Source organism: Pseudomonas sp. MWU12-3103b (assembly GCF_023100615.1).
Taxonomy (GTDB): Bacteria; Pseudomonadota; Gammaproteobacteria; order Pseudomonadales; family Pseudomonadaceae; genus Aquipseudomonas; species Aquipseudomonas putida_A.
In genome coordinates, this window is sequence record NZ_JALMEY010000008.1 from 225,497 (window position 1) to 238,105 (window position 12,609).

General features: G+C 61.6%; 11 protein-coding genes. 8 read left to right on the top strand and 3 right to left on the bottom strand.

All coding sequences use genetic code 11. From position 1 onward, the window contains the following. Positions 1-29: 29 nt before the first annotated feature. Both M0808_RS14840 and preA read left to right on the top strand, forming a co-directional pair. A complete protein-coding gene (locus M0808_RS14840; RefSeq protein WP_247841685.1) occupies positions 30-1,397 on the top strand; it encodes an NAD(P)-dependent oxidoreductase in 1,368 nt (455 codons plus the stop codon). Continuing rightward, a complete protein-coding gene (gene preA / locus M0808_RS14845) occupies positions 1,398-2,672 on the top strand; it encodes an NAD-dependent dihydropyrimidine dehydrogenase subunit PreA (protein ID WP_247841686.1) in 1,275 nt (424 codons plus the stop codon). It abuts the gene before it with no gap. Between the two features lie 278 nt (positions 2,673-2,950). Here the strand turns inward: preA and M0808_RS14850 are convergent, their stop codons facing one another. Beyond that, positions 2,951-3,571 carry a TetR/AcrR family transcriptional regulator gene (locus M0808_RS14850; protein ID WP_247841687.1) on the bottom strand — a complete coding sequence of 207 codons (621 nt, stop codon included), beginning with the start codon at positions 3,569-3,571 and terminating at the stop codon, positions 2,951-2,953. A gap of 138 nt (positions 3,572-3,709) precedes the next feature. Between M0808_RS14850 and copC the strand changes: the two genes are divergently transcribed. After that, a complete protein-coding gene (gene copC, locus M0808_RS14855) occupies positions 3,710-4,072 on the top strand; it encodes a copper homeostasis periplasmic binding protein CopC (RefSeq protein WP_097087997.1) in 363 nt (120 codons plus the stop codon). Positions 4,073-4,075: 3 nt separating this feature from the next. Beyond that, entirely contained in the window at positions 4,076-4,933 is an 858-nt protein-coding gene (copD, locus tag M0808_RS14860; protein ID WP_247841688.1) for a copper homeostasis membrane protein CopD, read from the top strand. Between the two features lie 118 nt (positions 4,934-5,051). Here copD and M0808_RS14865 read toward each other — a convergent pair whose 3' ends face one another. Then, the gene (locus M0808_RS14865) at positions 5,052-6,194 is read right to left on the bottom strand and encodes an HlyD family secretion protein (protein WP_027613204.1); all 1,143 of its coding nucleotides are present in this window, start codon (positions 6,192-6,194) and stop codon (positions 5,052-5,054) included. Beyond that, positions 6,191-7,846 (bottom strand): MFS transporter, encoded by a 1,656-nt coding sequence (locus M0808_RS14870; protein ID WP_097088000.1) that lies wholly within the window; start codon positions 7,844-7,846, stop codon positions 6,191-6,193. The genes M0808_RS14865 and M0808_RS14870 overlap by 4 nt, the downstream gene beginning before the upstream one ends. A 267-nt stretch (positions 7,847-8,113) precedes the next feature. Here M0808_RS14870 and M0808_RS14875 point away from each other — a divergent pair, with 267 nt between their 5' ends. The 4 genes from M0808_RS14875 (at position 8,114) to M0808_RS14890 (ending at position 12,553) form a co-directional block, all read left to right on the top strand. Continuing rightward, on the top strand, positions 8,114-9,064 hold the full coding sequence (locus M0808_RS14875; protein WP_223007974.1) for a polysaccharide deacetylase family protein: 951 nt from the start codon (positions 8,114-8,116) through the stop codon (positions 9,062-9,064). A 162-nt stretch (positions 9,065-9,226) separates the two neighbouring features. Next, positions 9,227-10,522: an OprD family porin gene (locus tag M0808_RS14880; RefSeq protein ID WP_098968228.1), complete on the top strand. Its 1,296-nt coding sequence runs from the start codon at positions 9,227-9,229 to the stop codon at positions 10,520-10,522. A gap of 282 nt (positions 10,523-10,804) precedes the next feature. Beyond that, positions 10,805-11,629: an NAD(P)-dependent oxidoreductase gene (locus M0808_RS14885; protein ID WP_247841689.1), complete on the top strand. Its 825-nt coding sequence runs from the start codon at positions 10,805-10,807 to the stop codon at positions 11,627-11,629. Between the two features lie 30 nt (positions 11,630-11,659). Next, positions 11,660-12,553 (top strand): SMP-30/gluconolactonase/LRE family protein, encoded by an 894-nt coding sequence (locus M0808_RS14890; RefSeq protein WP_247841690.1) that lies wholly within the window; start codon positions 11,660-11,662, stop codon positions 12,551-12,553. The last annotated feature ends 56 nt before the right edge of the window (positions 12,554-12,609 follow it).

The window sequence follows — 12,609 nt, forward strand, 5'->3', positions numbered from 1 at the left end:
GAACCTCAATAACCGTGAGGCACAAAACCGTGATCGAGACCCTGAACCATCTCCCGCACCCGCACGAAAGCGCGGCCGCCCTCGCCGGCCATTTCACCGATCTGGCGCCACCGCTCAACGCCCGGCAGGCGCATCTGGAAGCCTCGCGCTGCCTGTATTGCTACGACGCGCCATGCGTCAACGCGTGCCCAAGCGAGATCGATATTCCGTCGTTCATCCGCAACATCCATCAGGACAACGTGCCCGGTGCGGCGCAGAAAATTCTCTCGGCGAACATCCTCGGCGGCAGTTGCGCCCGGGTCTGCCCGACGGAAATCCTCTGCCAGCAAGCCTGCGTGCGCAACAACGCCCAGGAATGCGCGCCAGTGCTGATCGGCCTGTTGCAACGCTACGCCGTGGACAACGCGCACTTCACCGAGCACCCGTTCCAGCGTGCGGCGAGCACCGGCAAGCGCATCGCCGTGGTCGGCGCCGGGCCAGCGGGTTTGTCCTGCGCCCACCGCAGTGCGATGCACGGGCATGACGTGGTGATTTTCGAAGCACGGGAGAAGGCTGGCGGCCTCAACGAATACGGGATCGCCAAGTACAAACTGGTCGACGACTACGCGCAGAAGGAGCTGGATTTCCTCCTGCAGATCGGCGGCATCGAAATCCGTCACGGACAGAAACTCGGCGAGAATCTGACCCTCAGCGAGCTGCATCAGCAGTTCGACGCGGTGTTCCTCGGCCTCGGCCTCAACGCCAGCAAACAGCTCGGTCTGCCGCACGAAGACGCCCCAGGCCTGCTCGCCGCCACCGATTACATCCGTGAACTGCGCCAGGCCGATGACCTGACGCAACTGCCACTGGCCGAACGCTGCATCGTCCTCGGCGCTGGCAACACGGCGATCGACATGGCCGTGCAGATGGCCCGCCTCGGTGCCCGCGATGTGAATCTGGTGTATCGCCGGGGTGCGGCGGACATGGGCGCCACCGGTCACGAACAAGACATCGCCAAAGCCAATCAGGTGCGCCTGCTGACCTGGGCACAACCGGAGGAAGTGCTGCTCGACGCGCAAGGCAAGGTGCGCGGTATGCGTTTCGCCCGTACACAACTGGTCGACGGTCGCCTGCAAACCACTGGCGAGACCTTCGAACTGGCCGCCGACGCGATCTTCAAAGCCATCGGTCAGGCCTTCGACAGCAGCGCCCTCGCCGACCCGCTGGCCCGTGAACTCAAGCGTCAGGGCGAACGGATTCAGGTCGATGACAACCTGCGCACCAGCATTCCCGGCGTGTATGCCGGTGGCGACTGCACCAGCCTCGATCAGGACCTCACCGTGCAAGCGGTGCAGCATGGCAAACTCGCCGCCGAAGCGATCAACGCGCAACTGATGCTCAACGTGGAGGCTGCATAAATGGCCGATCTCTCGATAGTCTTCGCCGGTATCAAAGCGCCCAATCCGTTCTGGCTGGCCTCCGCGCCACCGACCGACAAGGCCTACAACGTGGTCCGCGCCTTCGAGGCCGGCTGGGGTGGCGTGGTCTGGAAAACCCTCGGCGAGGACCCGGCAGCGGTCAACGTCTCGTCGCGCTACTCGGCACACTACGGCAACAACCGTGAAGTGCTGGGCATCAACAACATCGAACTGATCACCGACCGCTCGCTGGAGATCAACCTGCGCGAAATCACCCAGGTCAAGAAGGACTGGCCGGACCGTGCGCTGATCGTCTCGCTGATGGTGCCGTGCGTCGAGGAATCGTGGAAACACATCCTGCCGCTGGTGGAAGCCACCGGTGCCGATGGCATCGAGCTGAATTTCGGTTGCCCGCACGGCATGCCCGAGCGCGGCATGGGCGCGGCGGTCGGTCAGGTGCCGGAGTACGTCGAGCAGGTGACGCGCTGGTGCAAGACCTATTGCTCGCTACCGGTGATCGTCAAACTGACGCCGAACATCACCGACATCCGCATCGCCGCACGCGCTGCGCAGCGCGGGGGCGCCGATGCGGTGTCGCTGATCAACACCATCAACTCGATCACCAGCGTCGATCTGGAACACATGGTCGCCCTGCCCACCGTCGGCAGCAAAAGCACCCACGGCGGTTACTGCGGCTCGGCGGTCAAGCCGATTGCACTGAACATGGTCGCCGAGATCGCCCGTGATCCGCAGACCCAGGGCCTGCCGATCTGCGGCATTGGTGGCATCGGCAGTTGGCGTGACGCGGCGGAGTTCATGGCGTTGGGCAGTGGCGCGGTGCAGGTGTGCACGGCGGCGATGCTCCACGGTTTCCGGATTGTCGAGGAGATGAAGGACGGTCTGTCGCGCTGGATGGACAGCCAAGGCTACGCCAACATCGCCGAGTTTTCCGGGCGCGCGGTGGGCAATACCACCGACTGGAAATACCTCGACATCAACTATCAGGTGATCGCCAGGATCGACCAGGACGCGTGCATCGGTTGCGGGCGTTGCCACATTGCCTGCGAAGACACTTCACACCAGGCGATCAGCAGCTTGAAACAGGCTGACGGCACGCATAAATATGAAGTGATCGATGATGAGTGTGTCGGCTGCAATCTGTGCCAGATCACCTGCCCAGTGGCGGACTGTATCGAGATGGTGCCGATGGAAACCGGCAAGCCGTTTCTGGACTGGAATCATGATCCGAGGAATCCTTACCACGTTGCCGTCTAGATCGCCGGCTGATCCAACAGCCCCCTCACCCTAGCCCTCTCCCCTTGGGAGAGGGAACCGACCGGGGGATATTGACGAACTGCACCGACGTGAAAGTCTTGCGTTGAATCCATCACCGAAACAGATAGAACTCCGCTGTGAATCCATAACCGAAGCTGCTAGAGCTGCGCTCTGAATCCATAATCGACCCGGTCTTTCAGGTCGATGTACCTCTAAATACACCTCGGTCGGCCCCCTCTCCCTCCGGGAGAGGGCTGGGGTGAGGGTCAGCTTTTGCTTCAGGGCTCCAACCCGATCCCGCGCAATATCACACTGGTCACCGTCTGCACCGCCCGTTCGAACTGCATGTCCGACAGCGGCTGATGCTCGTTGAGAATATTCACCTGATGGTCGAAGTCGGCGTAATGCTGGGTCGAAGCCCAGATCATGTACAGCAGGCTCGACGGTTCCACCGGCAGAATCCGCTTGTCCTCAACCCATTGGCGGATCTTCGCTTCCTTCATTTTCGCCCAGTCATACAGGCTGACATCCAGCGCCTCGCCTAACGTTGGCGCGCCGTGGATGATCTCGTTAGCCCAGACTTTCGAGCCGTGCGGCCGGCTGCGCGAGTGGTTCATCTTGCCGCGGATGTAGCTGCTGAGCACCACCCGTGGGTCATCGAACATCTCGAAGCACAGTGCGTCCTGCTTCCACACTTCCAGCAGGTCGAACAGCACCGCGCTGTACAGTTCGCTCTTGGTGGAAAAGTAGTAATGCAGATTGGAGCGCGGCAGTTGCACTTCGGCGGCGATGTCGGCCATGGCGGTGCCGCCGAAGCCTTTTTCGGCGAAGACTTTTTCCGCCGCGAGCAGGATTTTCTCGACGTTACTGCGACGGATCTCGATCTTGTGATTGCCCATGAGGGCTCCCTGACAACGACGTTGTTGAAGACTAGCATCCGCTCTGGCCTCGGGGCGACCGCTGCAAACAAAACTTCGTATGAAGGCCGGCGCATGGCTAAACTGGCGCTTCTTTGTCCTGCCTCAGAGGTATCCGCGATGCTGTTCAAGAACGTCCTGACCACCACTGCCCTGCTCGCTTCGCTGTTCGCCGCATCTTCGGTTTTCGCCCACGCCCACCTGAAAAGTGCCACCCCGGCCGCCGACAGTACCGTCGCCACGCCGGCCGATCTGCGCCTGACCTTTTCTGAAGGCGTCGAAGCCAGTTTCACCAAAGTCAGCCTGACCCACGACGGCGCCCCGGTCGCAATCAAACCGCTGACCACCGAAGGCGACAAGAAAACCCTGATCGTCACCCCCGCCGCACCACTCGCCGCCGGTGAATACAAAGTCGAATGGCACGCGGTGTCGGTCGACACACACAAGAGCGAAGGCGCCTACCAGTTCAAGGTTGGTCAGTAATTCATGAGTGAAGCGCTGGTGCTGTGCCGTTTTGTGCATTTCAGCGCGGTGTTGATGCTGTTCGGCGCCTGGCTGTTTCGGCCGTTGCTGCTCAAGGCACCAGTGCCGACATTGGATCGGCATCTGGCGCGACTGGCGCGTGGGCTGACCGCGATTGCGTTGGTCAGCGGTGTCACCTGGGCACTGTTGATCACCGCGAGCATGGCCGGTTCGGCGGCGGCAGCGTTCGATCCGGACACTGTTGGCGTGGTGCTCGGCAACACCTTTTTCGGCCAGGTCTGGCGCTGGCATCTGCTGATCAACGCGCTGTTGCTGGCACTGCTGTTCACACCGTGGCGTTCGAATGTGCTGCTGCGCCTGGGCTTGAGTGCGCTGCTCTTGGCGACCCTGGCGCCGGTCGGTCACGGCGCGATGCTCGACGGCCTCAGCGGGCAACTGCTGATCCTCAACCAGATCGTTCACCTGACCTGCGTCGCTGCATGGCTGGGCGGCTTGTTGCTGTTGGTGTTGATCCTGCGTCAGCCGAGCACAGCGATGGGGCGGATCCTGCAACGCTTCAGCGGTGTCGGTTATGCGATCGTTGGCGGCCTTCTGATCACCGGGTTGATCAACGTGCGCGTGCTGACCGGGCAATGGTGGCCGACGCCGCTCTTTGCAGGGTTTGCCTTGATTCTGCTGATCAAGGCCTTGCTGGTGCTGGGCATGCTCGCGCTGGCGCTGTTCAATCGCTTGCGCATTGATGATTGCGAACAGCGGATGGGCGCGCTCAAGCGCAGTGTGGTGCTGGAGTGGTTGTTGGGGATGGGTGCGGTGGCGGCCGTCTCCCTGCTCGGTACCCTGCCGCCGATGATTGCTGGATAAACCCAATCAGACTGTGGGAGCGGGCTTGCTCGCGAAGGCTGTGTATCAGATACGAAAATATCGCCTGACACACCGCTTTCGCGAGCAAGCCCGCTCCCACATTTTTGATCTGCGCAGGTCAATGCGGTTGTGTGTCGCCCGCTGCGGTGTCGATGCTGACCACCACCGACATCCCCGGGCGCAAGCGCTCCTCTTCCTGCTGCCCCTCATCAATGGTGATCCGCACCGGCACGCGCTGGGCGATTTTCACGAAGTTGCCGGTGGCGTTGTCGGCCTGCAACAGGGCGAATTCCGAGCCGGTACCGGGTGAAATGTGCTGCACATGGCCGGTGAACTTGCGGTGGTTCAGCGCATCAACGGTGAAGCGCACCGGCTGCCCGACGCGCACATTGTTCATCTGGGTTTCCTTCATGTTGGCGATCACCCATTTCTGGTTCGGCACCAACGCCATCAGTTGCGCCCCGGAGTTGACGTAAGCGCCCAGGCGCACGCCAATCTGTCCGAGCTGGCCGTCACGCGGGGCGACGATGCGCGTATTCGACAAGTCGATCCGCGCCAGTTGCACCGCTGCTTCAGCGCTGGCCACCGAGGCTTCCAGCGAACCGCGATTGACGATCACCGTCTGCAGATCCTGCCGGGCGATTTCCAGATTGGCCTTGGCCTGCGCCACCGCCGCAATGCTCTGCGCATTGGCCGCGAGCGTCACGTCCATCTCGCGTTTCGACACCGAGCCGTCACTCACCAGCTCCTTGTTACGCCGCAGATCCGCCTCGCTTTTGCGCAACTGCGCCTCGCTGTCGGCCACCACCGCCTGACGCAGTTTGATCGTCGCTTCGGCGCTGTTGCGTTGCTGCACCACGTTGGCCAGCGCGGCCTTCTGCACCGCCAGTTGCGCCAGCGACTGGTCGAGGCGCTGCTGATAAATCCGGTCATCCAGGCGCACCAGCAGGTCGCCGGCCTTCACGTACTGGAAATCCTGCACCGGCACCTCGAACACGTAACCGCTGAGCTGCGGGCCGATGATCGTCACCTGGCCACGCACCAGGGCGTTTTCAGTGGTTTCGACCGCACTGCTGAACGGCGGCAACTGCCAGGCGTAGAGCACGATCAGCACACCGACGATGGCAATCGCGGCAAAGCCCAGTGACGAGATGATCCGCACCCGCAACGAGCGCGGCTCGGTGTTCGGCGAGGACGGCGGTGCCACGCCTTCCGGGGTGGCGGCGATGGCATTGGTGGTTGTGGTGGTCGGTTCGGTCATGAATTGGAAGCACCGCTAGGAGGTACGGAAGGCGCGGGGTCGACGGCTTTGGTGGTGCTCATCAGCCACAGCGCACGAATGGACAGCCAGATCATGGTCAACACCGCAATCACGGCGATCAGCATGAATACATCGTTATAGGCCAGCACGTTGGCTTCGCGAGTGGCCGCGTTGGACAGACTGCGAATCCCGGCCAGATTGCGCAGGCTCGGGTCGGCCAGCAAGGAACCGTAAGCCGACCCGCCGCTCTGCACACGGGCGGCCACCAGCGGATCGGACAGCGTCAGGTGCTCGACCAGATGACTGGAATGGAATTTCTCGCGCACGATCTGGAACGTGCCCAACAACGCCGCGCCAAGCAGGCCGCCAAGGTTGTTGCAGATCCCGAACAACACCGAAAAACTCACCAGATTGCGCGGATTGGTCAGCACGTTGCGGGTGCCGAACACCATGGTCGGTCCCAGAAAAAACGTGCTGCCGAAGGCCAGCAGAAACTGGCTGAAATACAGGTTTTGCGGGCGGGTCAGGTTGTTGGAAAAACTGTCCATCACCGAGCCGGTCGCCATCAGCGCCAGCGAGATGATCAGCGGCATCAGCAGGTGCTTGGGATCGATGGTCAGTGCGCTGGTCGCCAGCCCGGCGACGCTGCCGATCAGCATCACCACGTAGAGGCTGTGCAACTGCTCATAACCCATGTTGAGGTTCTGCATGAAACCGACGGCGCCGGTGGATTGCTCCGAAGTGACCATGCGAATCAGGGTCACCGCCAGCGCCAGACGGATCATCGTGCCGCTGCCGAGCCAGCGGGTCATCAGCATCGGGTTGCTGCGATTGTGTTCAATCGCCAGGCCGGCGAGGATCAGGGCAATCGAGGCCGCCAGTGCATAGCCGATCCAGTTGGCCTCCAGCCACCAGTCGATGCGCCCCAGCGAGAGCACCGCGCAAAGCAGTGCCACGCCGCTGGCGAGAATGGCGAAGGTCAGAAAGTCCAGCGGCTCGAAGGTTTTGAAGCGGTCACCGGGCGGTAACTTGAGCAGCAGCACGCAGCCCAGCGACAGCAAAGCCATGCCCAGTTCGAACAGGTACAAGCCGCGCCATTCGGCAATCTGCAGCAAGTCTTCGGAGAACAGGCGCGCCAGCGGCAGCGCCAGTTGCGAGGCACCGAGACCCAGCACCAGCGCCTTCAACCGCCATTTGGCCGGAAACGCCTGAACCATGTAATACAGGCCCAGCGAACTCAGCGCCGCACCGACCATGCCGTGCGCCGCCCGCACCGCGATGGCCGAGCTCAAGTCGTTGACGAACAGATGACCGAACGTCACTAGCGCATACAGCACCAGAAACACTTCGGTGAATGCACGCAGGCCAAACTGCTGGCGAAACTTCACCAGCAGCAGGTTCATCGACACGTTGGTCATCACGTAAGCAGCTGGCAGCCAAGCCATCTCCGCCGTGGTCGCGCCCAGCGCGCCTTGCAGGTAAGGCAGGTTGGCGACCACCAGCGAGTTACCCAAACCACCGGTCACCGCCACCAGCAGCCCGACCAGCGCATAGGCCAGGCGCTTGGGGTTGGAGTGCAGCGGCGTCGAGGGGGAACCGGGCAGACTGGGCTTCTCGTGAGGCTGCCAGTCGCGCGGGGCGTATCGATCCATTGAAAGGCCTTGTGCTTGTGTTGCCGGGAGTTTGCCGCAAATCTTGCGGCAAACCCACAATCCTGTGGGAGCTGGCTTGCCGGCGATGACGGCAGTCGGCTCGGCAACAGGCTGACTGGCAGACCGTTATCGCGGGCACGCCCGCCCCCAGAGGGTTCGTGGTGGATTCGTAAATTCTGTTTAAAGGTCCTCTCGCCCGCAACGGATTTTTCCCGCGCCGGGCAACTGCCACCCTTGCAGCCCTTCTCAACCTGCAAGGTGCCCGTTATGACCACGCCCCACTGGCAACGCTCCCCACGCCTGCTGAAAAACCTTTTGGCCGCCGCCCTGTTGCTGCCCGCCCTCGCCTTTGCCCAGGAACGCCCGTGGCCGGACGGCTCGCAACTGGTGATCTCGGTGTCGATGCAGTTCGAAACCGGCGGCCAGCCCGAGGGTGCGGAAAGTCCGTTTTCCGGCAGCCCATTGCCCAAGGGCTACCCTGATCTGCCGGCGCAGACCTGGTTTGATTATGGCTACAAGGAAGGCTTGTGGCGGATGCTCGACCTGTGGGATCGCACCGGGATCAAGGTCACCTCGCATGTGGTCGGCGAAGCGGCGCTCAAGCACCCGGAACTGGCGAAAGCGATTGCCGAGCGCGGCCACGAACTGGCAGCCCACGGCATGCGCTGGGCCGATTCCTACAACATGAGTTACGACCAGGAAAAACAGTTCATCGGCGACGGTGTCAACGCGGTCGAGAGACTTACCGGCCAGCGCTCGGTGGGCTACAACGCCAATTGGCTGCGGCGCAGTCCAAACACGCTGAAGGTCCTGCAAGACCTGAACTTCAGCTACCACATCGATGATGTCAGCCGCGACGAACCGTTCGTGACCATGGTCCGTGGGCGCAAATTCGCCGTGGTGCCGTATACCTTGCGCAACAACGACATCGTGTTGATAGAGGGTCGGCATTTCTCCGCCGAGCAGTTCTATCAGCAATTGGTGCTGGAATTTGATCGCCTGTACGCGGAAGGCGCGAGCAAGCGGCGGATGATGTCGGTGAGTCTGCACGACCGCATCGGCGGCACCCCGGCGATGGTCGAGGCGATGGAACGTTTTATCCGCTATGCGCAGTCCCATCCGAAAGTGACATTCATGCGCAAGGACCAGATCGCCCGGATTGTCCTGACCGAGAAAAACCCGCTGATCGACAACACAGAGGCGCTCTATAACCGGTAAACCCGCCGAAAACAGCCCTCTTCGCAGTATTTGGAGGGCTGCCAAATCGCGCAAAACAATCGTAACAAGCCCTGTTGACTTTTGCGGAAAACCTCGCAACTATCCGCAACTATGTTGTACGACGACGTATGACAAATAATAAAAACAACAGGGAGCGTCACAGTGAGCACACTCGTCTGCAATTCCGTTCGCACGTCCCGTATTTCCTTCCCCCGCCCGTGTTCCACCCTGAGTTTGATCGGCTGCAGCAGCCTCGCCCTGGTTTTGCCCATGAGCGCCGACGCCGAAGGCTTCCTCGAAGACAGCAAAGCCACGCTGAACCTGCGCAACGCCTACTTCAATCGCAACTTCGTCAACCCGAACTACCCGCAGGGCAAGGCTGAAGAGTGGACGCAAAACTTCATCCTTGATGCCAAATCCGGCTTCACCCAAGGCACCGTCGGCTTCGGTCTCGATGTGCTGGGGATGTATTCGCAAAAACTCGATGGCGGCAAGGGCACCGGCGGTACGCAACTGTTGCCGATTCACGATGACGGGCGTCCGGCGGACAACTTCGGTCGCCTCGGCGTGGCGCTGAAGGCCAAGGTGTCGAAGACCGAATTGAAGGTTGGCGAATGGATGCCGGTGCTGCCGATCCTGCGCTCGGACGATGGCCGCTCGTTGCCGCAGACCTTTCGCGGTGGCCAGATCACCTCCACCGAAATCAACGGCCTGACCCTCTACGGTGGGCAGTTCCGTGGCAACAGCCCGCGCAACGACGCCAGCATGGAAGACATGTCGATGAACGGCCGCGGCGCCTTCACCTCCGACCGTTTCAACTTCGGCGGCGGCGAATACACCTTCAACGACAAGCGCACCCTGGTCGGCGTGTGGTACGCCGAACTCAGCGACATCTACCAGCAGCAGTATTTCAACCTCAGCCACAGCCAGCCGCTGGGCGACTGGACGCTGGGCGCCAACCTCGGTTTCTTCACCGGCAAGGAAGACGGCAGCGCCCAGGCCGGCGACCTCGATAACAAGACCGCGTTCGCCATGCTGTCGGCCCGCTACGGCGGCAACACCTTCTATGTCGGCCTGCAAAAACTCAGCGGCGACGACGCGTGGATGCGGGTCAACGGCACCAGCGGCGGCACCCTGGCCAACGACAGCTACAACGCCAGTTATGACAACGCCAAAGAGCGCTCCTGGCAGTTGCGGCATGACTACAACTTCGTCGCCCTCGGCATTCCCGGCCTGACCCTGATGAACCGCTACATCAGCGGCGATAACGTGCATACCGGGACGATTACCGACGGCAAGGAATGGGGTCGCGAGTCGGAACTGGGATACACCGTGCAGAGCGGGCCGCTGAAAAACCTCAACGTGAGATGGCGCAACGCGACGATCCGCCGGGACTTCAGCACCAATGAGTTCGACGAGAACCGGGTCTTTATCAGCTATCCGATTTCGTTGTTGTAAAGCCAGTCGCAACACCGTGTTTCCCTGTGGGAGCGAGCTTGCTCGCGAATGCGTCGGGTCAGTCAATTTACCTTTTAATGACACACCGCTTTCGCGAGCAAGCCCGCTCCCACAGGGGGATTGCATTGCAACGAAGGCGTCGCGGTGATTGAAAAGTGAATGAGCCCCTTCCGTCATTTACCCCAAAAGTCGCGTTGACAAGTTCCGGAAACCCTACCGATACTTCAGCGCAGTCATACGACAACCTACAACAAACCTAATAACAACGTGTAAGGGATTGCCATGACGTCTACCTCTATTTCCCGCGCCCCGTTCAACCGTCTGCTGCTGACCGGCGCAGCCGGTGGCCTGGGCAAAGTCCTGCGCGAACGTATGCGCCCTTATGCCCATGTCCTGCGCCTGTCGGACATCGCCGCCCTCGCCCCAGCCATTGATGATCGCGAAGAAATCGTCCTCTGCGACCTTGCCGACAAACAGGCGGTGCACCAACTGGTCGAAGGCGTCGACGCGATCCTGCATTTCGGCGGTGTCTCCGTTGAGCGGCCCTTCGAAGAAATCCTCGGCGCCAACATCTGCGGCGTGTTTCACATCTACGAAGCTGCACGCCGCCATGGTGTAAAGCGAGTGATCTTCGCCAGTTCCAACCACGTCATCGGCTTCTACAAACAGGACGAGCCGCTCGACGCCAGCTGCGCCCGCCGCCCCGACGGCTACTACGGCTTGTCCAAGTCCTACGGCGAAGACATGGCCAGTTTCTACTTTGATCGCTACGGCATCGAGACCGTCAGCATCCGCATCGGCTCCTCGTTCCCCGAGCCGCAGAACCGCCGAATGATGCACACCTGGCTGAGTTTCGACGACCTCACGCAATTGCTCGAACGCGCGCTGTACACGCCAAACGTGGGCCATACCGTGGTCTACGGCATGTCCGCCAACAAGGAGGTCTGGTGGGACAACCGCTTCGCCAGTCACCTCGGTTTTGAGGCCAGGGACAGCTCCGAAGTGTTCCGCGAAAAAGTCGAAGCGCAGCCTATGCCCGCCGCCGATGACCCGGCGCGGGTCTATCAGGGCGGCGCGTTCGTCGCGGCCGGCCCCTTCGGCGACTGAACACTCTGCCAACGACGCAAAGGAATGAGTATGCAAGCCGAATTGATCGTCGATGCGCGCAACGCCGTGGGCGAAAGCCCGGTCTGGGTGCCGCAGGAAAGCGCGCTGTATTGGGTCGATATTGCCAACGGCGGACTGCAACGCTGGAACGCTGACACCGGCCATGTGCATGCCTGGAAAACCCCGCAAATGCTCGCCTGCATCGCCCGTCACAGCGGTGGCGGCTGGGTTGCCGGCATGGAGAGCGGCTTTTTTCATCTGCACCCGCACAGCGATGGCAGCCTCGACAGCGAATTGCTCGCCGCCGTCGAGCACAGCCGACGTGACATGCGCCTCAACGATGGTCGCTGCGACCGCCAGGGCCGTTTCTGGGCCGGCAGCATGGTGCTGAACATGGGCCTGAACGCATCCGAAGGCCGGCTCTACCGCTACGGCGCCGGGCAGTCTGGTGTGATCGAAGCGCAGCTCGACGGGTTCATCGTGCCGAACGGCCTCGGCTTCAGCCCTGACGGCAAGACGATGTACCTGTCCGATTCACATCCGCACGTGCAATTGATCTGGGCCTTCGATTACGACACCGAGACCGGCACACCGTCGAATCGGCGGATCTTTGTTGACATGAACCACTTCCCCGGCCGACCGGATGGCGCTGCCGTGGATGCCGAAGGCTGCTACTGGATCTGCGCCAACGACGCCGGACTGATTCACCGTTTTGCCCCGGACGGCCGCCTCGATTTCTCGCTGCAAGTGCCGGTGAAGAAACCGACGATGTGTGCCTTCGGCGGCAGCCGCCTGGACACCCTCTTCGTGACCTCGATTCGCGCCGGCGACGACCGCGATCCGCAATCCCTGGCCGGCGGCGTGTTCGCCCTCAACCCCGGGGTCAAAGGCCTGGAAGAACCGCTGTTCGACGATTCCCTGTAACACCCGCCTCTGCTGCACCGCTGCGCCTTGAACACAACAATAACAAGACTGGAGAC